This window comes from Lactococcus sp. NH2-7C (assembly GCF_029953655.1).
GTDB classification, from domain to species: Bacteria; Bacillota; Bacilli; order Lactobacillales; family Streptococcaceae; genus Lactococcus; species Lactococcus lactis.
Map to the genome: position 1 here is coordinate 826723 of NZ_CP124538.1, position 23027 is coordinate 849749.

26 protein-coding genes and 1 pseudogene are annotated in these 23027 nt (G+C 35.2%); 7 read left to right on the forward strand and 20 right to left on the reverse strand.

All coding sequences use genetic code 11. The annotated features are described in order from the left end of the window. Positions 1-41: 41 nt before the first annotated feature. On the forward strand, positions 42-164 hold the full coding sequence (locus tag QJV49_RS03975) for a hypothetical protein (RefSeq protein WP_255597690.1): 123 nt from the start codon (positions 42-44) through the stop codon (positions 162-164). On the opposite strand, the gene QJV49_RS03980 is transcribed toward QJV49_RS03975, so the two are convergent. The 10 genes and pseudogenes from QJV49_RS03980 to QJV49_RS04025 all read right to left on the reverse strand — a co-directional run bounded on the left by QJV49_RS03980 (position 161) and on the right by QJV49_RS04025 (position 8281). Continuing rightward, complete coding sequence (locus QJV49_RS03980; protein ID WP_225511918.1) at positions 161-472, reverse strand: SLBB domain-containing protein; 312 nt, start codon at positions 470-472, stop codon at positions 161-163. The two genes, QJV49_RS03975 and QJV49_RS03980, sit on opposite strands and share 4 nt — an antisense overlap. Before the next feature lie 59 nt (positions 473-531). After that, positions 532-1893 (reverse strand): ABC transporter permease, encoded by a 1362-nt coding sequence (locus QJV49_RS03985; RefSeq protein WP_225511917.1) that lies wholly within the window; start codon positions 1891-1893, stop codon positions 532-534. After that, on the reverse strand, positions 1890-2822 hold the full coding sequence (locus QJV49_RS03990; RefSeq protein ID WP_225511916.1) for an ABC transporter ATP-binding protein: 933 nt from the start codon (positions 2820-2822) through the stop codon (positions 1890-1892). Before QJV49_RS03990 ends, QJV49_RS03985 begins: the two co-directional genes overlap by 4 nt. 103 nt (positions 2823-2925) lie before the next feature. Continuing rightward, a complete protein-coding gene (locus QJV49_RS03995) occupies positions 2926-3324 on the reverse strand; it encodes a hypothetical protein (RefSeq protein WP_225511915.1) in 399 nt (132 codons plus the stop codon). A gap of 102 nt (positions 3325-3426) precedes the next feature. After that, positions 3427-3991 (reverse strand): annotated as a pseudogene (locus QJV49_RS04000) (GNAT family N-acetyltransferase). Positions 3992-4163: 172 nt separating this feature from the next. Further along, complete coding sequence (locus QJV49_RS04005; RefSeq protein WP_225511914.1) at positions 4164-5342, reverse strand: SLC13 family permease; 1179 nt, start codon at positions 5340-5342, stop codon at positions 4164-4166. A 379-nt stretch (positions 5343-5721) separates the two neighbouring features. Next, on the reverse strand, positions 5722-6378 hold the full coding sequence (tenA, locus tag QJV49_RS04010; RefSeq protein WP_225511913.1) for a thiaminase II: 657 nt from the start codon (positions 6376-6378) through the stop codon (positions 5722-5724). A gap of 34 nt (positions 6379-6412) precedes the next feature. Next, complete coding sequence (locus QJV49_RS04015) at positions 6413-6718, reverse strand: CHY zinc finger protein (RefSeq protein ID WP_225511912.1); 306 nt, start codon at positions 6716-6718, stop codon at positions 6413-6415. A 16-nt stretch (positions 6719-6734) separates the two neighbouring features. Beyond that, entirely contained in the window at positions 6735-7706 is a 972-nt protein-coding gene (locus tag QJV49_RS04020) for a biotin--[acetyl-CoA-carboxylase] ligase (protein WP_225511911.1), read from the reverse strand. Between the two features lie 5 nt (positions 7707-7711). Then, positions 7712-8281 carry a biotin transporter BioY gene (locus tag QJV49_RS04025; RefSeq protein WP_225511910.1) on the reverse strand — a complete coding sequence of 190 codons (570 nt, stop codon included), beginning with the start codon at positions 8279-8281 and terminating at the stop codon, positions 7712-7714. Positions 8282-8425: 144 nt separating this feature from the next. Between QJV49_RS04025 and QJV49_RS04030 the strand changes: the two genes are divergently transcribed. From QJV49_RS04030 to QJV49_RS04055, 6 genes are read left to right on the forward strand one after another with little or no spacing between them, the layout of a single operon-like run. Continuing rightward, positions 8426-9667, forward strand: a complete 1242-nt coding sequence (locus QJV49_RS04030) for an AMP-binding protein (protein WP_225511909.1) — start codon at positions 8426-8428, stop codon at positions 9665-9667. Continuing rightward, a complete protein-coding gene (locus QJV49_RS04035) occupies positions 9657-10805 on the forward strand; it encodes an acetyl-CoA C-acyltransferase (protein ID WP_225511908.1) in 1149 nt (382 codons plus the stop codon). Before QJV49_RS04030 ends, QJV49_RS04035 begins: the two co-directional genes overlap by 11 nt. Further along, the gene (locus QJV49_RS04040; RefSeq protein ID WP_225511907.1) at positions 10802-11152 is read left to right on the forward strand and encodes a hypothetical protein; all 351 of its coding nucleotides are present in this window, start codon (positions 10802-10804) and stop codon (positions 11150-11152) included. Before QJV49_RS04035 ends, QJV49_RS04040 begins: the two co-directional genes overlap by 4 nt. After that, on the forward strand, positions 11127-11420 hold the full coding sequence (locus QJV49_RS04045) for a hypothetical protein (RefSeq protein ID WP_015426950.1): 294 nt from the start codon (positions 11127-11129) through the stop codon (positions 11418-11420). Before QJV49_RS04040 ends, QJV49_RS04045 begins: the two co-directional genes overlap by 26 nt. Further along, positions 11417-12163 carry an SDR family NAD(P)-dependent oxidoreductase gene (locus tag QJV49_RS04050; protein ID WP_225511906.1) on the forward strand — a complete coding sequence of 249 codons (747 nt, stop codon included), beginning with the start codon at positions 11417-11419 and terminating at the stop codon, positions 12161-12163. The genes QJV49_RS04045 and QJV49_RS04050 overlap by 4 nt, the downstream gene beginning before the upstream one ends. 22 nt (positions 12164-12185) lie before the next feature. After that, complete coding sequence (locus tag QJV49_RS04055; protein ID WP_225511905.1) at positions 12186-13031, forward strand: nitronate monooxygenase family protein; 846 nt, start codon at positions 12186-12188, stop codon at positions 13029-13031. A gap of 140 nt (positions 13032-13171) precedes the next feature. On the opposite strand, the gene sufB is transcribed toward QJV49_RS04055, so the two are convergent. The 10 genes from sufB to QJV49_RS04105 form a co-directional block, all read right to left on the reverse strand. Further along, positions 13172-14584 (reverse strand): Fe-S cluster assembly protein SufB, encoded by a 1413-nt coding sequence (gene sufB / locus QJV49_RS04060; protein ID WP_004255207.1) that lies wholly within the window; start codon positions 14582-14584, stop codon positions 13172-13174. 171 nt (positions 14585-14755) lie between these two features. After that, on the reverse strand, positions 14756-15214 hold the full coding sequence (sufU, locus tag QJV49_RS04065; RefSeq protein WP_012898355.1) for a Fe-S cluster assembly sulfur transfer protein SufU: 459 nt from the start codon (positions 15212-15214) through the stop codon (positions 14756-14758). Between the two features lie 115 nt (positions 15215-15329). Next, on the reverse strand, positions 15330-15812 hold the full coding sequence (locus tag QJV49_RS04070) for a hypothetical protein (protein ID WP_225511953.1): 483 nt from the start codon (positions 15810-15812) through the stop codon (positions 15330-15332). Position 15813: 1 nt separating this feature from the next. Beyond that, entirely contained in the window at positions 15814-17031 is a 1218-nt protein-coding gene (locus QJV49_RS04075) for a cysteine desulfurase (protein WP_225511904.1), read from the reverse strand. Next, complete coding sequence (sufD, locus tag QJV49_RS04080; protein ID WP_225511952.1) at positions 17031-18287, reverse strand: Fe-S cluster assembly protein SufD; 1257 nt, start codon at positions 18285-18287, stop codon at positions 17031-17033. Before sufD ends, QJV49_RS04075 begins: the two co-directional genes overlap by 1 nt. 137 nt (positions 18288-18424) lie before the next feature. Further along, positions 18425-19195 carry a Fe-S cluster assembly ATPase SufC gene (sufC, locus tag QJV49_RS04085; protein WP_225511903.1) on the reverse strand — a complete coding sequence of 257 codons (771 nt, stop codon included), beginning with the start codon at positions 19193-19195 and terminating at the stop codon, positions 18425-18427. Between the two features lie 174 nt (positions 19196-19369). Next, positions 19370-20701, reverse strand: a complete 1332-nt coding sequence (locus tag QJV49_RS04090; protein WP_225511902.1) for a glycosyltransferase family 4 protein — start codon at positions 20699-20701, stop codon at positions 19370-19372. A 2-nt stretch (positions 20702-20703) separates the two neighbouring features. Then, positions 20704-21405 (reverse strand): adaptor protein MecA, encoded by a 702-nt coding sequence (locus QJV49_RS04095; protein ID WP_004255173.1) that lies wholly within the window; start codon positions 21403-21405, stop codon positions 20704-20706. A 130-nt stretch (positions 21406-21535) separates the two neighbouring features. After that, complete coding sequence (locus tag QJV49_RS04100) at positions 21536-22270, reverse strand: amino acid ABC transporter ATP-binding protein (RefSeq protein ID WP_225511901.1); 735 nt, start codon at positions 22268-22270, stop codon at positions 21536-21538. Next, the gene (locus QJV49_RS04105; protein ID WP_004255158.1) at positions 22270-22956 is read right to left on the reverse strand and encodes an amino acid ABC transporter permease; all 687 of its coding nucleotides are present in this window, start codon (positions 22954-22956) and stop codon (positions 22270-22272) included. Before QJV49_RS04105 ends, QJV49_RS04100 begins: the two co-directional genes overlap by 1 nt. Positions 22957-23027 lie beyond the last annotated feature (71 nt).

The following is a 23027-nucleotide window of genomic DNA, read 5'->3' on the forward strand; positions in this document are numbered from 1 at the left end:
CATTGATATTTATTTTTGAAGTGGTTGTAGAGGTTTGACTATTGACAGAGTTATTAGGACTGTCAGTATTTTCTGAGCTTGAACTTTCACCAATTTTTGGGACATATATTACTTCTTCATCTTTTAATTTCGCTGACAGATTAATTGATTTCTGGTCAGCTTAGTCAGTAAAACCACCGGCTTCTTTAATTAAATCAACTAAACGTTCATCTGACGAAATTTGATAGACATTAGGTTTTGTCACCGCACCTTTTAAATCAACCATAATTTTACTGACAGATTTTTCATTAGGTCCACTAAATTTACTGACAGACTTTTGGCTGCTGACGGGACTTAAATTTTCTACTGACAGATTTGTAGTTGGCTTTTGACCGTTGGTTAAAACGTAAAAAATTCCACCAGCAATGAGTCCACAAACAACTAAAATAATCATTTTCCAATATTCTTTTACTTTTTCTAAAATCTTATCCATACTTTTATATACGAAAAAACTCTTGGAAAGTTTCCAAGAGTTGAATTATAAAATATTTTTTATTTAAAGATGAATCGATAAGCCAAAATTATTAGAATGATAATGACGATAAGAGCCAAACGCAATGGAGAATTTCTCCGCCATGGATTTTTCTTTTCACCATTTTCACTAACCAGTCTGTCAGTTGTTTTTTTCTTCGAATTTTGACCTGTCAGTCCTTTAAAAAGTTGACTCATAATTTTTTCATCGCTGTAAGAAAGAACGTTTCGCGCATAAATTTTCTCACCCGCTTTTGCTATGGCAAGTGTTGCTAAAAGTTGTAATCCAAGAGCAATCCAAGCTTCTGTCGTTGTTGAATATTGAATAGCCAATCGGCTAGTCATCAATGTTGGACTGATAAATGGAATAAAACTAAGAACTTTCAAAACAATATTCCCCGGAACAGTCGAGCCAGCAATTCCCCCAATATAACCAATCATCGCTAAAAAGGCAATTGGCTGAGTAGCTTGTTGCACCTGGGCTTGCTCATTAACCAGAGATGCCACAATTGATGCGAGAATTAAATAGCCCAAAATCCCAATCAAAGACATGGCTACCAAATAAATTCCGAAACCGAAGGTAATCCCAGAAAGCATGGCCCCAATCGCTTTAATTTGATCTAAATTTTTGATAAAAGGATAAGCAATCCCGAAACCAAGCACATAAATTCCAAGCTGAGTCGCTAATAGTAGAATTACACCAATAATTTTCCCATAATACTGCACGTTTGAGCTAGTGGCCGCGAGTAACGTCTCCATAATACGACTGGATTTCTCGTTACCAATTTCCTGACCAATGATTCCCACATACATCATCATCAATGTAAAAATTAAAATCGAAGCAATGGAGCCAATTGCAATATTCGCGCCAGTCTGTCCATCACCTGTTGACTTTTGTCCAGAACTTGTTTGTGTTTTCATTGTAAACTTAGCTGGACTAAGAAGTTCTTGAACATCAGCGGCTGACAGATTGAGACGTTGTGCTGTTTTTGAAATATTAACTTGAGTCAACGCAGTTTGAAAACTTGATTGGTCAAATTTAACACTTGATTTATTATCAGTGACAATGGTATAAGCTCCATTATCTTCGGTTAAAAATCCATCAATTTTTCCGGAAGAAAGGTCTTTTTTAGCGCCTTCTAAAGAAGACTCATTACGAATGTCTGCTTTTAAAGTGTCGTTTTTAGAAAGAATCTGAGTTAGAGCAGGATTATCGACTACAGCAATTTTTGGACTTTGATTAGCCCCACTACTGATGACTAAACCGATAATTAAATAAATCGCTCCTAGCAAAAATGGTGAAAGGACTAGTGCCCAAAAGCCCACTCCTTTGACACGACTCCGGTAAATATTTTTTGCAACAAGCCAAGTTTGATTTTTCATTTTATTTCCTCACTTCTTGCACTTAAATTTTCTTGATTGTTCTCAGCTACTTCCATTCGGAAAATTTCATCCAGTGACGGTGGAGATTGAACAAATGCTTGAACATAGCCCTCTTTAGATACTTTTTGGAAAATTTCACGCCCAACTTCTGCCTCAGATATTTTTATTGAACGACCGCTTCCTCTTTTTTCAATTGATTCAACTCCTGTGATTACAGAAAGTTCTTCATTTGGTAGATCAGACTCCAAATAAATGCGGGTACGACCATAAGAAGCTCGTATGGCTTCAACCGTTCCATTTAAAATTGTTTGACCACCTTTTAACATTAACAAATGATCAGATAAAAGCTCAACATCACTCATATTATGATTAGAGAAAATAACCGCCGCTCCATTATCACGACTCCGTTTAATCTCATTTCGCAAGAGTTCTGTATTCACTGGGTCAAGACCTGTAAATGGCTCATCCAAAATCAAAAATTCAGGCTCATGAATTAAAGTGGCAATGAATTGAATTTTTTGGGCATTCCCTTTAGAGAGGGTTTGCACTTTATCAGTTGGTTTACCAACGACCTCTAAGCGTTTCATCCAGTCTTGTAGCTTTATCCGGGCATCTGCTCGTTTCATTCCATGGAGTTCCGCAAAGTAAAGAATTTGGTCTTCAACCGTCATCTTTTGATAGAGTCCACGTTCTTCAGGTAAGAAACCAATTTTTTGTTTAATTTCTTGGGTAATCGGTCCATCTTGCCAAGTAATTTTTCCTTGGTCAGCTGATATAAAATTAAGAATCATCCGAAAAGTCGTTGTTTTCCCAGCACCATTTTGACCAATTAAGCCCATAACTTCACCTGGTTTAACAAGCATATTGAGATTATCAACAGCGATTTTATCACCAAAGCTTTTTCGAACTTTGTCAATCTTTAATGTCATAATTTTCCTTACTCTTCCTTTTTTTCTAATTATATCATTTTATTTTCACTTTTAACCTCCTTTTCCCTCTTAAGTAAGACAAAAATGTCTTAATTTTGTCATTTTAATTTTCTTTCTTCATTTGATCTCTAAAACCTAAAAAACTTAGGATCAAAAGTAGCATGCTTGCAAAAAATGCAGGTCCAGCAGAACTAAAACTACTCATGCCCCACAGCCATCCTTGACCCTGAGCTAAATAAACTCCTGTGTTGATTAAGTCAATTAGAAAAACTAAACTCATGATGAGCCATAAAACTTTTAAGCTTTTCATTTTCCGAGATTTTATCCCCAGATGCCAAATCCAAAAAGCAGCAAAAGTAAAGATTAAACTTCCAAAAAGATAAATTAGCTCGACGGATTGAAGCCAGTAAAAATGCTGACTCTCAAGGGCAAAACCAATAACTGTCAATAGTCCTGCAAAAATCAGGACAGGGATAAAAATGGACCAGATAAATTTGTTCATTTTTTCTTCCTTTCTACTTTTAATTTATTTAATTTTATTTTAATATTTTTCTTACCAAACACAAAATGTTTTACTTTTTAATAAAATAATAAAAAATCTTGACTAATTGGCCAAGATTTTTTCTAGTTCATTCTCTGACAAATCTGTCAGTAATTTTATTGCAGTAACTTTGTCAGTATTTTGAAGAGAGCGTTCTAACCAAACAATACCATACCATTTTTCAAACTTATAACCCGCTTTTGGAAAAAGTCCAATTTTCTCAAAACCAAATTTTTTATGAAATGCAACACTTGCCAGATTTGGATAGGTAATACAAGCATAAGCACGCTGATAATTAAGTGCCGACAAAGCTGTCAGTAACTTTTGATAAAGGGCACTACCAGCGCCATGTTGCCGTTCATTTTCATCTAAATAAATTGATAATTCAACCACCCAATTATAAGCCGCCCGTTCTCGATAAGCGCCAGCATAAGCATAACCAATGATTTTGTCATTTTCAATCGCCACAATATAAGGATAGCGACTTCCTATTTTTTTCAATTCGCTTTTCAAATTCTGCAATCGTTGGGACTTCATACTCAAAAGTAATGGCTGTTTTTTCAACATAAGGTTTATAAATTTCTAAAAGTCTTTTAGCATCAGACTTTTTCGCTAATCTAAACTCCATTTCCTTCTCCTTTACATTTTTAACTATTATACACCATTTATTAATTACTGACAGAAATTTCTACACATTTTTAATTAACAAATTTCTATCAGAGGTAAATAAAAAATTACTGACAGCTCTGTCAGTAAAAATTTTCCATAATAAAAAAGCTGGATGCTCCAACTTTTACATCTTAACCAACGATTGTCACAATGACTAAACCAATTAAAGTTAGAATCACAACAAATCCTGCATTTACAATTGTAAAATATTTTACAAATCCTCGCGTTTCTCCACGCGCATTCATTCGAATAACTTTGTAAGCAATCAGCGTTGCCATTGACGAAACAATTGTACCAATTCCCCCAATATCAGCTCCCAGCACCAAAGAAACAGCATGAGGAGTGAACGGAGAAATCAAAATTGGGGCCGCGATATTAGAGATAAATTGACTCATAATCACAGTTCCTAAAAAAGAAGCTTGCGGTCCAACTAAAGTATCACTGATAAAATCAGTTAACACACTGATATTAGCAATATTTCCTACAATCAAAAAGAAAAAGATAAATGTAAATAAAAGGTGATAATCAATTCCTTTAAAAAGTCTCGGACGATAAATCAACACAACTAAAGCAACAATTGCTCCAGCAAGATAAAAATTCACATAACCAAAAACAGAAGCTGCCATCAATAACATCAAAACAACAAAAATAGAAGTTTCGACTTTATTAAATTGCGTCACTTTAGTTTCAATCACCAAAGGCTCATTATCAATGAATTGACAAGCAATCATCAAAATTAATAGTCCTAAAATCCATAGAGCCCCAGTTCCTTTAAAAAAGTCCAAATTAGTTAAAGCGACACCACCATGATGTGCAGCCACTTTATAAAAAGAATACAAATAAAGATTATGTGGATTGCCCTGTGGAAGTAAGGCAGAACCAATGTGACAGGCTGGAACAATCAATGCTGCTCCAATATAAACTGACTTTCGATTTTTAATTTCTTTAGTAATCGCTAAATAGAGCGGTAAGACCGTCAAGATTGTTAAATCATTTGTAAAAAAAACGGCTAAAAAGAAGGTAAGTAGCGTCGTAAATCGAACGAGCTGACGCGTTGTTGTACTTCTTTTGACTAAGGATTGTCCCAAATACTGTAACAAACCTGTTTCTTTAAATCCACCAATCACAAGCATCAAACCTGAAACCGTAACGATGACGTGATAATTAAAGAAACGCGTTGTCACTCCACCCAAACTAATGGCAATAATTGCAATAATAAACGAAATCAGAAAAACTTTGTCCACTAGAAACCAATTTTTAATGGCCGTCCATACTTTTTGGGATTCGCGCTGAGTAGCTGAATGTTCCACTACTTCTCCTAACTAGCATATAAAATTTTGCACCACAATAAATTATAACATCTAAAGATGGCAGTGACAAGCTTTTTCTCATTTAAAAGTAAATTAATTTCAAAGGAACATTTTCAGGTTGATAATCCATTTATTATCAATTCTTTCAATCTAAAATTCCATAAAAAAATCCCTCTGACTAGGAGGGATTTGAAAGAAATTAAGCTACTCGCTATAGCTTATTAACGTAACCATGACTTTTAGGTAAACGCTTTCCTATAAGGATAATTATATTCTATCATTTTGTGTATCCGTTTGCAAGAATTAACTGAAATACATTTAATCTTTTTTTATATTAGAAGTCATATAAGACTTTTTAACTTTTACAGAAAAATTTCAACTACCATTTTTCTAAGACCATAGCCATTTCCCAAAAATCGGCCTCCATTTTACTACTAATCAGAAAAGCCTCAAGCATCTGTTCTTGCTCTTGTTCATCACTATCCTGGTAAAGCCGATTGATAATATCGCACTCTTTTACTATTTGGAGGGTAGCTTCTTCACTACCATAGGTCTCAATCCATTTTTGGTACAACGGATTGGGCGACCCGACCTCAATTAATTGCATACCAATTTCATGATAAAGCCAAGCACAAGGTAGCATTCCTGCAATAGCACTATTGACAGTCCCATCAATAAGCTGTCGATACATATGAGAAACATAATGATAAGCAGTAGGAGCAATAGGCGTTTCTAAAACTTCTTGTTCACCAATCTCTAATTCTTTAAAAAATCCTTCACGAACAAAAATTTCTCCATTTTTTAGTTCTTCTGCATTTAATCTTAAATGTGCTTGAACCTCTTCACTAGTAGACTTCTCGGCAATAAGGAAATATAACTTGCTAAAATGTTCAAGATAATAACGATCCTGCAACAAATAATAGCGAAAAACCTCAGGAGCTAATTCTCCGCTCACTAACCCCTGAATAAAAGGATGATTAAAACTTCTTTCCCAAAACACTGATGATTTTTTTCTTGCTAATTCAGTAAATAACATTTAATTTTTTCCTTCATAATATCAACACTCAAGCCTATGCTTTAAAATAAACATGCCAATGTCGATGACAATTTGGATTAAAAGCAAAGTCACACTTCACACAATGCCCCTTTGAATAATTATTAAAATTCATTTTTGTTCCACAATGACCACAAAGGACTGGAAAATCATCTTTATCTGTAGCCATAAACTGATGATTTTCTAGCTCGTCATGACAATGATAACATGAAAAATATTTTTCACAATATCCACATTTTAGGGCGACAATATCATTTTCTTGACGATAATGAATACATCTGCCTTCCTCATCTATCGCTTTGCCCCAGATTTTTTCTCGCAATTAAGCTCACCTCTCACTACCAATCAACTTTCACAACTTCGCCACTTTTAAAAGTTTGTAATTCACCTGACTCTGCTTTTAAAATCAAGCTTCCATCATCAGAAAATCCTTCTACTCGCCCTTTAACAGCTTTTGCTCCCAATTTCAAAGTCACATTTTTACCAAACAACAATGACCTCTTTCGATACTCATCAATTAAATCTGGCTGTCTATAATTTGCGAAATTATTTATCACTTCTTTAGCCATTTCCGCTAATAACTGATTTCTGTCTATCTCATACTCAGGGTTTATTCCCTGAGCCTTTTCAGATAAATCCGCTGGAAAATCTTTTGTTGAAAGATTTAAGCCAATTCCCATAATGAAATTTCCAGCGGAGCTTGATTCTAAATCTAAAGCAGCTTCAGTGATAATTCCGCCAACTTTATAGGTCCCCAAATAAATATCATTAACCCATTTAAGTTGAAAGTTTTTATCTTTATAAAATTGCTCAAGGACCTTGACAACAGCCACAGCCGTACTTGTCGTCAATAATCCTATTTCCAAAACATCATGACTTGGGTTCGGTAAAATAAGACTAAAATATAATCCAGTATCACTTGGAGAATAGAAATTTCGGCCACGCCGACCGTGACCCTCCGTTTGATTATTTGCAACAAAAATAAGAGGTTGTTTGACCTCATGTGAAGACAAATATTGCTTCGCTAACTCTTGCGTAGAAGTCACCTCATCAAAAACAAAAATTTTATCTTCAAATTTCATTCCGCTATAAAAATTTATCGTATCTTCATCTAATGAATCATTTCCAACATACTTATAGCCCAAATTTTTACGGCTTTCGATTTGATTGCCCTTGCGCTTTAAAGTATTAATTGCTTTCCAGATACTTTCTCGACTAAGCTTTAGTTCCTCAGCTAATTCATCACCCGAAACCCAGTTTCCTTTTTGTTGAAGAAGTTTTAACAAGACAAATTGCTTTGTTGTTCGCATAATTATCACTTTCTAAAATACATTTCAAAGCCCCCTTCTTTTCTAAGACGTCGCACGATAAAAACAGTCAAAATGGCTTTGATACAATCACCAGGAATAAAAACTAAATTAGAAATCAACGAAGTAATTAATGGAATATTAGATTGAATAGATAGCCAGATTGCTCCGACTAGATCAACAAAAATAACTCCAAACACTAAAACAATGATTAATTCTCCAATCCAATTCTTGGAATTTGTAATTTGCAATTTCTTAATAAAAAAACCTATTAAAAATGGTGTAAAAAGCCAAGCTATTCGGTAGCCTCCCGAAGGTCCTAAAAAACTCGCTGCTCCCCCATTTCCACCCGTTAAAACAGGTAAGCCAATTAAAGCTAAGGTAAGAAATGCTCCTACCGAAATTGTACCATATTTGGGTCCAAGAAGTCCCCCAGCCATCATTATTCCCATATTTTGCAAGATAATTGGGATAGGAATAAAACCAATTGGTATTCCTGGTAAAAATCCTAGAAGAATAATAAATGCAGTCATAAAGGCTGAATACGTTAATGTTTTGACTTTTTGATTCTTAGTCATATTTGCTACTCCTGATTTTATATTTTACAATAAAAGAATTTTTTATTATACTGATATCATATCAAACAGTAACCCTAAAATCAAATTTAGGTTAACTATTAATTTTATTGTTTGCTTTTTTATTCATACAAAGGAAAATTTTAGATGGAAAAAAATAAATTTAATTTTTCAAAACTGGCCGCACTTTTTACTGATTATCCAGCTCTTAAAATAGATGAAACTTCCTATAACTACCAACAAATCAATGATTTAGTACAAAAAAAAATAGCAGATTATAGCAACTCCTCCAAAACTGTTATTACTCTAATAAATGATAGTCCCTTTAATTTTATTATTGATTTTCTCGCAATTATCGAAAGTGGAAATTATCCACTTGTCGTGGATAAATCTTTTAAGAAAAAGTCTCTTGAATTCGGACTTATTCCTGAGGATACTTTGTTTTTAGCAAGCACATCTGGGACAACTGGACAGCCCAAAATCTATTATCGTAACTGGGAGTCTTGGAAAATTGGCTTTGAAGTTTGCAATAATCTATTTCATTTGAACAAATTACAGGCTCTTGCAACTACAAGTCCTCTCACCACCTCTTTAGGACTTCACACACTAATGTGCGCTTTATATTTAGGGAAAACCTTCCTAGCAATTACAAAACCTTCTCAATTTACAAACATTAAGGAAAGTTATGCTCTCTTCACCGTCCCAACCTTTCTCTTAAATAACCTCAATGAATTATTTCCCTTAACTTCTCCAGAGATTATTTTTTTAGGTGGAGGAACACTGAGTCCAGAGGCAATTAATAAAGTAAGAAAAAAACTTCCACAAACTCAAATGATTGAATTTTATGGAAGCTCTGAAACAAGTTTTATTTCATGGCAAGCAGTTAATGATGGTAAAAAAGCATCCTCTGTAGGAAAACTCTTTCCATACGTAGAGCTCACTTTAGGACCACAATATCGTCTTACAGTTAAAAGTCCTTATTTATTTTCTGGTTATCTTAATCAACCTTATCCACAATCATGGACAACTGATGATTTAGGAACTTTAAAAAAAAATCATCTGTATTTATTTGGACGCCGGTCTGACATTATCGAGCACGGTGCAAATAAAATTTTTCCAGAAGAAATTGAGCGTATGGCAAAAGATTTATGTGAAGACTGCATCGCTTTTGGAGTTTTTGATGAAAGATATAGTCAAAAAATTGCTCTACTCCTCTTAAATCCTATCGAGAAAGAGAAATTAATCAGAATACTAGCTCAAAGACTTCCTAAATACAAACTTCCTCAAATATATTTAGAAACTCCTACTCTTAATTTTACTAAAAATCAAAAAATATCCAGAAAAGAATTAGAAAAAGAATATTTTAGAGGTGTCTATCATGAGCTTTAAAAATCCCGTCGGTATAATAGCAGCAAACCGTTTACCTATAGGAAAAATCAATGGTTTTTATAAAAAAACTTCTCCTGAAACTTTATATCAAAATCTAATTAAACAACAGTTTAATAAAAATACACTTCTCAAAAAAGCTGATATTGACTATATTATTTTGGGAAATGTGACTAATCAAGGAGGAAATTTGGCTCGACGTTGCGCCTTAAAAGCAGGATTTTCTAGCAAAGTCCCAGCTTTTACTATTGACCAGCAGTGCGGTTCTGGACTGACAGCTATGATTAGCTCTGCAAATTACATTATTTCTGGTGAAGCTTCCATTATTTGCACAGGTGGGATAGAAAGCACATCTCAAGCCAATATTGTGCTTGATTCAGAGAGTCATCAGCCGATTAACCGATTTAAAATGGCTCCTGAACCCTATGAAGATTTTGACATGGGAACAATTGCCGATATGACAGCCCTAAAATACAATATTTCTCGTAGTATTCAAGACCTTTACGCTCTAAATAGTCATAAAAAAGCGACTCAAGCCATTGAAGGAAAACTTTTAGAAAACGAAATTTTTCCCTATCAAGATGAAGAATTTACAATAAGTAATGATCAAACTGTTCGCCCTAATTGCTCAATAGACGCTTTGAGCAAATTAACCCCTGCTTTTACCACTAACGGAACAGCCACTGCTGGAAACTCTTGCCCAATAAACGACGGTGCTTCTTCAATCATATTGTCATCCACTAATAAACCTTTTGATTTTCAGGGATATTATCTAGGACAAACAACTATTGCTTTATCTCCATCAGATTTCTTATTAGGCCCAATAAAAGCAACTGAAAAACTTTTACAGAAATTTAGCCTTAAACTTAATGATATTGAGGCTATCGAATTAAATGAAGCCTTTGCCAGTCAGGCCATTTTATTCCAAAATTATTTTAAGCTTGATGATATAAAATTAAATGCTTATGGTGGTGCCCTTGCATTTGGTCATCCTTACGGTGCAACTGGTGGCATTCTAATTTCTCGACTCTTAAATCGCCTAAACCAAGTGCAAAAACCATGTCTTGGCATCGCAACTTTGTGCGTAGCTGGAGGTATGGGAATCAGTGTACTGATAGGTAACCACTGGTATCAAAAATGATTTTAATCGCTCAAACAAGTCTTCCAAGACATTTTAAATTAGAGGGCCAAAAAAATTTTCTCTCCTTACTTCCACAATTGTGGCAAGAATTAGAAGGAATTCCCCACAGTCTTAAAAATGGAGAAAATTGGTTACTATCCGAAGAAATTATTCGATATTCATCTTCTAATTATTCATTTGATAAACTGAAACTTTATTTACTAAGTGAACACATCACTCGTCATTCAAAAAAATATATAATCAATCTAAGTCTTGAAATAACTAGCAATACAAAGTTATTGGCACAAATTAACCTAAGTCTATTATCTGAGGATTCCTGGAATGAAATTATACAAAAAAATCAATAAGGCTGATTTAATTGATTATCTTCAATCAGTTAAAGATACCAATTCTTTACACTACGGTAAAAATCCTATTATACCTGGAAATTTTTTATTATTTATTTTAGAAGAGATGTATCAAGAGTTCTATTCTGTGCCTTTATCATATCTAAAAGCAAATTTCTGCTCACCAGCTTATTTGAATGAACGCTTTTGTTTTATATTTAATCAAAACGCTTTTCAAATTACTGACAGAAATCAAACATTAATCCTAAAAGGAGAATGGAAGCAATGAACAAACGAACAATTTTGATTACTGGTGCAACAAGGGGAATCGGCTGGGCAATTGCTCAGAAGGCTGCTCAATCCAATCACAAAGTCATTTTAACTGGCCGTGACCCACTAAGTTTAAAAAGTAGGGCTGAAGAATTACAAAAAAAATTTCCCGAAACAGAAATCCAAGCTATTCCACTAGATGTTTCTAATCGCTCTAGCGTTGCTAATGCAGCCAAATTAATAAAGGATATTGATATTCTAATTAATAATGCTGGAATTACTGCTGATAGTACTTTTAAGAAAATGAGTCCAGAAATTTGGGATGAAGTCATTTCTGTCAATTTGACCGGTGTCTTTAATAGTACTCACGCTTTGCTTGATAAAATCAATCAAGGTGGACAAATCATTACACTAACTTCAAAATCAGCTTTATTTGGTAACTTCGGGCAAGCAAACTATGCAGCGTCCAAAGCTGGCATCATTGCCTTTACGAAAACATTAGCTAAAGAATTGCAAAAAAATAAGATACGAGTAAATTCTGTTTCCCCTGCTGCCGTAACTGATATGACTCTACCAGTATTAAAAAGTTTAAAAGAAACTTATGGTCAGAATATCCCTGATGAATGGAAAATGGGTTCAAGCTCCGATGTCGCTAATTTTATTATTAATGATTTAATCGAAAGCGAAATGACAGGTAAAATTTTTTCCGTTAATGGCCCTGAAATTGGCTATTGGCAGGAACCCACATTTCATAAACTTTAATATGGCATAGAAAGAGAATTAAATGACTTGGTATCACGAATTAGGAATAAAATACCCTCTTTTTCAAGGCGGAATGGCTTGGGCTTCTAATGCCGAATTAGTAGCTGCTGTTTCAAACAATGGAGCTTTGGGAATTATTGGTAGTGGCGGACGGACAGCAAATGAATTGAGAAGAATGATAAGAAAAACAAAAACTCTCACTTCACAGCCTTTTGGTGTTAATTTAATGCTACTCGATAAAAATATCAAGCAACTTTTAGAAGTGATTTGTGAAGAAAAAATATCAGTAGTGACAACTGGTGCAGGGAGTCCTAAAGAAATTATTGATACTATTATTGCTAATAATATCAAACTTTTCCCTGTGGTTCCCAATAAAGAAATTGCCCTAAAAATGTTAAAACTTCCTATCTCCGGAATCATTGTAGAAGGAAATGAAGCAGGAGGTCACGTGGGTAGCCAAAACTTGGCCTCACTTCTCAAAGAAATTGCTCCAATCTGTCCCTTACCGCTCATCGCTGCTGGTGGAATTTATGATCACCATACTGCTTCTTTGGCTAATATTTTAGGTGCAAACGGGGTACAAGTTGGTACCGCCTTTTTATTGGCAAAAGAATGTCATATTTCACCAATTTACCAAGAATTAATCTGCAAAAGTGAAGAAAATGGCACAAGTTTAATCTCAGATAAGAATGGCCATCTGACAAGATTATTAAAGCCTTCGTCAGAACCTTCTTCTAATAAATCTTTGAGAGCCGCAGTAGAAACAGGCGATTTAATCAATGGTGCATTTATGGCTGGTAGCTCTTCTGCTTATCTTGAAAAAATTGAGCCTGTTGAAACTATTATTCAACGAATTATGAAAAAATAAAATTTAGATTAATCCTCTTTATTATTTCAAGTGATTCTATCAGAGTTTTCATTGTACCTCTTTTCTCTAATATCACAAACTAAGTAAGATATAAATCATAAAAAAATACTCCCCAAAATCAAGGGAGCAGATTTTTTATTTTACCCGATAGAACCCTCCATTGAATAAGAAATCAAGCGATTTAATTCAACAGCGTATTCCATTGGCAATTCTTTGGTAAAGGGTTCAATGAAGCCCATGACAATCATGTCAGTTGCTTCTTTTTCTGTAAGTCCACGACTCATCAAATAATAGAGTTGTTCTTCCGAGATTTTTGACACTTTTGCCTCGTGTTCCAAGGCAACTTGCGAATTATGAATTTCATTGAATGGTACGGTATCTGATTTTGATAAATCATCCATCAAAATTGTGTCACATTCAATATGAGAAGCAGATTTTTTAGAATTTTTTCCAAAAGTAACTTGCCCACGGTAATTGACTGCTCCACCATTTTTGGCAATAGACTTAGAAATGATTGAACTTGAAGTATTTGGTGCGTTATGAATCATTTTAGCACCTGTGTCTTGATTTTGGTTTGCTCCAGCAAAAGCGATTGAGAGCATTGTTCCACGCGCTCCTGGTCCATTCAAATGAACGGCTGGGTATTTCATGGATACTTTTGAACCCAAGTTTCCGTCAATCCATTCAACGGTTGCATTTTTTTCTGCAGCAGCACGCTTGGTAACCAGATTATAAACATTATCTGACCAGTTTTGAATAGTAGAGTAGCGCATGTAACCACCCTCTTCAACAAAGATTTCAACCACTGCTGCATGAAGTGAACTTGCAGAGTAAGTTGGTGCAGTGCATCCCTCAACATATTGAATAGATGCACCTTCTTCAACAATAATCAAAGTCCGTTCAAACTGTCCTGATTTTTCGTTGTTAATACGGAAATAGGCTTGAATAGGAATCTCACATTTGACTCCTTTAGGAACATAGACGAATGACCCACCAGACCAAACGGCAGAATTTAATGCTGCCAATTTGTTATCCGTTGGTGGAACCAGTTTACTGAAATATTTTTTGAAAATTTCTGGATAGTCACGTAATCCTGAATCCGTATCAGTGAAAATAATTCCTAATTTTTCAAATTCATCTTTCATATTATGGTAAACAACTTCTGATTCATATTGAGCAGAAGCTCCTGCCAAATATGAACGTTCAGCTTCTGGAATACCAATTTTTTCAAAAGTGTCTTTGATTTCTTGAGGAACATCTTCCCAAGAACGCGCAGCTTTTGCTGATGGTTTTTGATAATAGACAATGTCATTAAAATCAATACCAGAAAGATCTGGGCCCCATTTTGGCATGTCCAATTTTTTAAAAGCTTCAAAAGATTTCAGACGAAATTCTAACATCCACTCAGGTTCATTTTTTGTTTCAGAAATTTCGCGAATGACTTCTTCGGTCAAACCTAAACCTGTTGTGAATTCAAGTTCTGCATTATCGTGAAATCCAAATTTATATTCTTCGAGGTCTTTGACGACTTCTTGTGTACTATTTTCTGTCATTTTTCTTCCTCTTTGGCATATTTATTACTGACAGACTTGTCAGCTTTGCTGACAAATCCTTCATCCATTGATAAAAAGCTCAATTCAATCGCTTTTTACTGACAGACTAGACTCCTCAGTTTTACTGACGAGCCTTTATTTACTGATAAAAAATCTGTCAGTAACTTTTAGCTATTCGCCATGAATTACTGTTTCTTGTGCTTCACCAACATCAATGGCCTTTTTTAAGGCATTCCAAGCCAGAGTGGAACATTTTACTCGAGCTGGAAATTTGCTAACCCCTGCAAGAAACTGAGCATCACCAAGTTCTTCTTGTCGTTCGTCAGTTTCACCAGTCACCATTGCTGAAAAAATTGTTGCCAACTCTTTAGCTTCTTCTTTTGTTTTTCCAAGAACAGCAACGGTCATCATTGAAGCTGAAGCTGTTGAGATTGTGCAGCCATGACCACTAAAAGCAATGTTTGAAATGACATCATTTTCAAATTCAACGGTCAAGCGAATCACATCACCACAGGTTGGATTGTTGAGGTCAACCATACATCCTGTCTGTAACTCTCCAGCATGACGTGGATTTGATGAGTGGTCAAGAATTACTGCACGATATAGATTATCTAATTTAGATAAAGCCACATTTTCACACTTTCTTTATTTTAATATTGATAAAAATAAATTCTAAAAGTTACTGACAGCCTTCTTTAATGACTTATAAAATTTCTGTCAGTAACTTGTTGATTATTCTTTTTCTCTAATCATCAGTTTTTATTCCATTTTTACGAATATAACTAAGGACAAGGTTTGCTGCAATTACCATGGCTAAAATGATGATGACAAATAGAATAAGTAAGCCAATCGAACCCTGAACGAGTGAACGAAATAGGCTTAGTCCTCCTGAGGCATAGATAAATCCCCAAGCTAAATAACCTGGAATTGCAGCCAAGGTGTATTTATACCAAGACCAATTTGTTAATCCAGCGCCAAATTGCACAGCAGTTTGAAAACCGACTGTTAAAAAGGAGAGAGGAATAATTGGCCAACCTATTTTTTGAATGGCCAAAATTCCAGAGGAGGTCTCTGAATTTTTTTCAAGCTTTTTGCCCCACTTCGTTTTTAAAATTCCATGGTAACTCAATTTCCCTAACCAAAAAGTACATTGAGCTCTAAAGAAAACAACAACAAATAGAAATGTGGTTGCCAACCAAAGTGGGAGGGAGGCGACCCAATTAAGCATATTAATCAAGGTTGAAAAACTCCTTTGTTTTTTTAAGTGCTTCAACTAATTTATCACAATCTGCTTTTGTATTATAAAGATAAAAGCTTGCTCTAGCAGTTGCCGGAGTTTCGAGATAATTCAATAAAGGTTGAGCACAATGGTGACCAGCTCTTACAGCTACCCCCTCCATATCAAGGGCAGTTGCGACATCATGTGGATGAAGTCCTTCAATATTAAAAGCAATTAGACCGCCTCTTTTTACATTATCTTTCGGTCCATAAATCTTTAAGCCTTCAATTTCTTGAAGTTTTGGCATTAGGTAATCAATCAATTCAATTTCGTGCTGATGAATTTGGTCAATTCCAAGCTCTTGAATATAATCAATCGCAGCTCCTAAAGCAATAGCACCCGCAATATTAGGTGTGCCAGCTTCAAATTTCCAAGGAAGTTCTGTCCATGTTGAATGACTTTCATAAACAAAATCAATCATTTCTCCCCCAAATTCGACAGGTTCAAATTGATTTAGAAGTTCTTCTTTGCCATAAAGCACGCCAATTCCGGTTGGTCCCATCATTTTATGACCTGAGAAAGCAAAGAAATCGACATCCATTTTTTGAAGGTCAATCGCCATATGTGGTGTAGATTGTGCACCATCAACCACCATGTAGGCACCGTGCTCATGAGCAATTTTGGTAATTTCTTCTACTGGATTAATTGTCCCTAATACATTAGAAACATGAGCAATCGATACAAACTTAGTTTGATTAGTGATTTTTTTGCGTAAATCATCCATATCTAGCTGACCATCTTTAAGATAGACAAACTTTAAGATTGCTCCTGTTTTCTTAGCAACTTCTTGCCAGGGAACAATATTAGAATGGTGTTCCATAACCGAAATGACAATTTCATCCCCTGTTTTTAAGATTTGCCCTGCAAATTGAGCAACCCAGTTGATTGAAGTCGTTGTTCCTCTAGTAAACAAAACCTCTTTTGTTGATTTAGCATTGATAAACTGACGGACTTTTTCACGCGCCGCCTCATATTTTTCAGTTGCTCGCTCTGCCAAAGTATGAACACCGCGGTGGACATTAGCATTATCATTTTCATAATAATCTTTTATCGCAGCCAAAACCTCCAAAGGTTTTTGAGTCGTTGCCGCATTGTCCAAATAGACCAAAGGTTCATCATTAACAATTTGATTCAATACTGGAAAATCTTTTTTTACGCCTTCAAGCATTACATGCCCAGCTTTCTTTCAATAGTTTCAATAAATTCTGCTTGAACTGATTTGACAGGAATTTCACTGACAACCGATCCGAGAAATCCTCGAATAACAAGTCGTTTAGCAGTTTCTTCATCAAGCCCACGAGACTGAAGATAGAATAAATCTTCCTCATCTACCTGACCAACAGAAGCTGCGTGCCCCGCAGTTACTTCATTTTCATCAATCAAGAGAATTGGATTGGCATCTCCTCGTCCTTTATCAGAAAGCATTAAAACATGAGAAGATTGTTGGGCATCCGCATTTTTAGCCCCTTTGATAATATGACCAATGGCATTAAATGTCAAAGTTCCTTTATCAAGAATAACACCATTTTGCAAGATATGACCAACAGAATTTAGACCAAAATTTGTAACTCTTGTATCAATTCCTTGCGTTTGATGACCTGTTGAAATCCCAACCACTTTAATCTGTGAATGTGAACCATTCCCTTTGAGGTCACTATCAAAGTCAGCAACAACATTTCCGTCATTCATGACACCAACGGACCAATCAACTGTTGCATTATCACCAATCAATCCGCGACGAACAACTGAAGCTGTAACATTTTTGCCTAAACGGTCAATGGCTGCAAATTTGACTTGAGCACCTGCTTTTGCAATCACTTCAACGACAATATTTGCTTTTGCTTTTGAGCTTTGCTCACCACTTGTTTCCAAACGTTCAAGGTAATCAACTTTGGCATTTTTTCCAACGATAATTAAAATTCGTTTATTAAATGGAACTTCTGATGAGCCCTCTTGCATCAAAATTGATTCAATGGGTTCAAGGACTTCCACACCATCTGGAACATAAAGAACTAATCCAGAATTAAATGTCGCAGTATTTGCTGCTGTTAAACGACTTTCATTAAATGGAACCACAGAACCAAAGTTTTCTTCAAGTAGTTCAGGAATTTCGGTTAAAGCTGAATTGAAATCTGTAAAAATTACGCCTTGTTCAGCCAGCGTTTTCGTCATTTGTTCCATAACCGTTTGACTTCCGACTTGAACAAGCAAGGGATGATTTGGAATTTCTGTAAAAGTAGGGACAGATCCAATTTCTTCGTTTTCAGAAATTGTTAAATGGTCTAAGCCCCAACGATTAATTTTTACTCGTTCAATATTAGGTAATTCTAGATTTTCAAATTCAAGTGCAGCTTTTTGACGCAAATCTGATAACCAAGCTGGTTCAGCATGCATTTGTGAAAAGTTTAAGATTTCTTGATTCATAATTAATATTAGCAAGTTTGCATTTTCTTAACTGAATTCATTAATTTGCTGACAAATCATTCTGTCAGTAAATTAATGAGCTTTAAACTTACTGACAGCTATGTCAGTAAGCAAAAATAACTTACTATCTCCTTTCCTTAAACTTCTTCTTTATATTCTAATCCAAGTTCCTCAGCGATATTGACATATCCTTCAGTTTCCAGACGTTTAGCTAGTTCTGCGCCGCCCGTTTTCACCACACGACCATCCATCATAATGTGGACAACATCTGGTGTAATATAATCAAGCAAACGTTGATAGTGGGTAATAATAAATGCCCCAAACTTTTCACCACGCATTGAATTAACACCTTTAGCAACAACTTTTAAAGCATCAATATCAAGTCCTGAGTCAATTTCATCAAGGATGGCAAAAGTTGGTTCTAACATCAAAAGTTGAAGGATTTCATTACGTTTCTTTTCACCACCAGAAAAGCCTTCATTGAGATAGCGCTCAGCCATTTCTTCTTTCATGCTCAAAACTTCCATATTTTTATCCAATTTTTTGATAAATTCCATAACAGAAACTTTGTCATCCTCAGCACGTTTAGCATTCATTGCTGCTCGCAAAAATTCTGCGTTCGTAATACCTGGAATTTCAGATGGATATTGCATTGCTAGGAAAAGTCCTAGGCGGGCTCTTTCATCAACGCTCATTTCTAAAACGTTTTGTCCGTCAAAAAGAACTTCTCCTTGTGTAACGCTATAATTAGGATTCCCCATAATTGCGGCAGATAATGTTGATTTACCAGTCCCATTAGGTCCCATAATCGCATGGATTTCATTGGTGTTGATGACTAGATTGACTCCTTTGAGAATCTCTTTATCTTCAATCGCCACATGAAGATTTTTAATTTCAAGTGTAGCCATTTTTTCGCTCCTTTGAATTGTCAATTGTATTTGACATTTATAGTCTCTATTCTAACAAAAAATTGACAAAATTTGTTATTTTCGCATACATTATTTTTATTAATCGCAATATAAATAATAAATGACTACAGGAATTTTTAGATATCAAAAAACCTCTAAAATTAGAGGTTATTCTTATTTTTTATTTCGACTTCTACGATAATTTTGAATTGGGAATTCTTGTGTTGGTTCATCAATTTCCTCATCTATCATTGAAAGATTTTTAATATCTTCTTCATCTACATCTGCATCTGCATCTTCATCAGAATGGAGAACTTTATCACGATAACTAGAATTTCCAACAAATTTCAATGCTTTTAAGACTGGCTGTCGATTTTCGCCTAGAATTCCAACAAGTTCAATAAATATTTCCAATCCAAAGAGACAAGCAATCACTAAGAGAATCCCACCGATACGACTTGAAAATTGCAAAAGAATGGAGATAAATGCAAATATCGATGCAATTCCATAAATGACCAGAACAGCTCCACGATGAGTAAAACCAAGTGCCATTAGGCGATGGTGAAGATGCCGTTTATCAGCCGTTGCAATTGATTGACGATTAAGTTTACGACGAACCATTGCCATGACTGTATCCGTAATCGGTACTCCTAAAATTAATAGAGGAGTCAAGACGGCTACAGCCGTTGCGTTTTTCAAACCTTGTAACGAAGCAACCGAGATGATAAATCCAAGGAACAAGGCTCCTGTATCTCCCAGATAAATAATCGCTGGATGATAATTATAAGGAAAGAATCCCATAATTGCAGCAACGATTGTAAAAATGGTAATCGGTAAAAATACATTCGGACTTGGTAAGAAAAAGTAAGAGACAATTCCCATTGTTGTCAGTGAAATAATTGATACTCCACTTGCTAGTCCGTCCAACCCGTCAATTAAATTTATTGCATTAGTAATAGCAAGTATCCAAAAAACGGTAAAAATAAAGGATAGCCAAGCGGGGAAGATTAGTAAAGGCCCCCCAAACGGGATTTTTAAATTATCAAAACGGGCATTAGTAAAAAACCAAATAAAGCTCGCAGCAATAGTCAATCCTAAAAGTTTCATTTTAGGTGAAATTTCTTTTATATCATCAATCAAACCAGTCAAAACAACAATTCCAGCACCAACAATAAAGGGCCAAATGTAATTGAAATAGCTGACTAGCTGAATTGGCTGATGACTTTCACCGTGTACTGGAGGTTCTGAATGAATAGGAGGCTGACTATGAACAATGTGTGGCAGAATAAACAAGGTTGCAATCGTAAAAGCAATGAAAATGACCAAACCTCCAGCAGAGGGCATTGGCTTTTTATTCACACGACGCTCATTAGGTTTATCCACCGCACCAATTGCCTTGGACACAAAAGTCATAATTGGCGTTAGAATCACAGAGATACCAAAAGTGATAATAATAACGATTAGGAACTTAAGTGCAAAGGGGATTTCTTTTAATGTATCAACCATATTTAGATTTTTCTAAGAACATCTAAAGCACGTGTCGCAATAAGACATTCACCATACTCCTGCAAAAATTCTCGACTCATTTTTGTTGCTTCCCCATATTCCATCATTCGTGAACGGGTGCTTTCAACATGCATCTTGCCTTTTTCTTTTTGATTATCCAAGACAACAAGATAAAAATTACCATCATAACGATAAAACTCTGATTCTTCGTCAGCAAACTTTACATTCTTTATTCCTGTTAAGACAGACATAATATCTTCATAACGAATAGAGTAATAAATAAAATCTGGCTCTTGTTCAGCTTCGTCTTTTTTTGTTCCTGGTAAACCAAGCCCAGGTTTAAAATCAGTAATTCCTCGCTCGCGCGCCATATCTGCCCCTATTTCATTTAATTTATTATAAAAACCAGTCATCAATTCTTCAAACTCTTCTGGGTCATCTGGTATTTCTCCACCTTCCCCTAACATCGCTTCTTCATGAACAATCATGTGAACCCCTTGAGGAAAAGGTTGAATTTGGAAAGTTAACATTCCAACATTTCCAAAACGATTTTCTAAACCAAGTTCATCGACCAATTCATAGAAAAATTGCTCAATCACTTCTTGGTTACCGAAAAAGTCTGATAATTTGATGTCATAATCTGTCAAATCATCAAAAGACAAGGTGATTTTTATAGTGTTTTCGTTAATATCTTCATACTTCATTGTATTTTCTCTTTTCTATAATTTTTCTTCCATCACTTTACTAGTCTTACTAGTATTATACCACAGACCAGAAAAAAAACAGCAGACATGCCGTTTTTTTGATATTCTCTTTAACTATAGTCTCTTCTTATTATAAAACTTTTGCTAAAAAGTCTTGTGTTCGTTTTTCTTTTGGAGAATCAAAAATTTGTGTAGGTTTTCCTTGTTCAACAATTGTTCCATCAGCCATAAACAAGACTCTGTCAGCAACTGTTTTAGCAAATCCCATTTCATGGGTTACAACGACCATTGTCATACCTTCTTTGGCAAGTTCTTGCATCACGGCTAAAACTTCTCCAACCATTTCAGGGTCAAGTGCTGACGTTGGTTCATCAAAAAGCATCACATCTGGGTTCATAGCCAAAGCACGAGCAATAGCTACCCTTTGTTGTTGCCCACCTGACAAGGCTTGTGGATAAGCTTCTGCTTTATCTGAGAGCCCAACTCTTTGAAGTAAATTTTCCGCAGTTTTTTTAGCTTCTTCTTTGGTCATTTTACCCGTTTTTACTGGAGCCAAACATAGATTTTCAAGGACTGTCATATTAGGAAATAGATTAAATTGTTGAAAAACCATCCCCATTTTTTCTCGGTGTTTGAAGACATCCACTGATTTATCAGCGATATTAACTCCTTCAAAATAAACTTGACCATCTGTTGGTTTTTCTAATAAGTTCATCGTTCTTAAAAAAGTTGATTTTCCAGAACCAGAGGGTCCAATCATCACAACGACTTCACCTTTTTTTATTTGGATATCAAGTCCTTTTAAGACTTCATTTTTTCCAAAATATTTATGCAGATTTTTTATTTCGATTAAATATTCATTCATTATTTTGCATATCCTTTCCCGAGTTTCTTTTCAAATAAAACAAGTAAGCGACTGACAACAAAAGTGACTACAAAATAGTAAAGAGCTACAAATAACATCGGGCTAATGGTTTGATAAGTCAAATTTGCTACTGTTTGTGCACCATTGAAAACTTCCATTACTCCTATAGTATAAAGAAGCGAGCTATCTTTGATAATTGTCACAAATTCATTGCCGACGGCTGGTAAAATATTTCTTAAAGCCTGAGGTAAAATAACGGTTGCCATCGCTTGTCTTGGGCGAATTCCTAATGAATAGGCTGCTTCTTTTTGACCAAGAGGAACAGCTTCAATTCCAGCCCGAACAATTTCCGCCATATAAGCCCCCGAATTCAATGAGATTACAATAATCCCTGGAATCAAGCGCCCCAAATCTTGTTGTAAAATCCCAACTTGAAAGGTTGGTAAAGATAGACTTCCCATTAAGCCAAAACCAAGCATAATTTGAACGAGCATTGGTGTTCCACGGAAAATTTCAATATAGATATTTGCCAACCAGCGCAAAGGAGCAATTTTAGAAATCTTTGCAAGGGCAGTAACAATCCCTAAGAGTGTTCCAATCAAAACCACGAAAGCTGAAATCAAAATTGTGACAATCATCCCGTCATTAAAATAGGGCAGATATTTCGGTAAAAAATCAAAGTTCATATTTTCTCTTTTCTGTTTTATAATTTCTATTTTTATAAAAAAGCAATAGCATAATTATAATATAAAAAGTA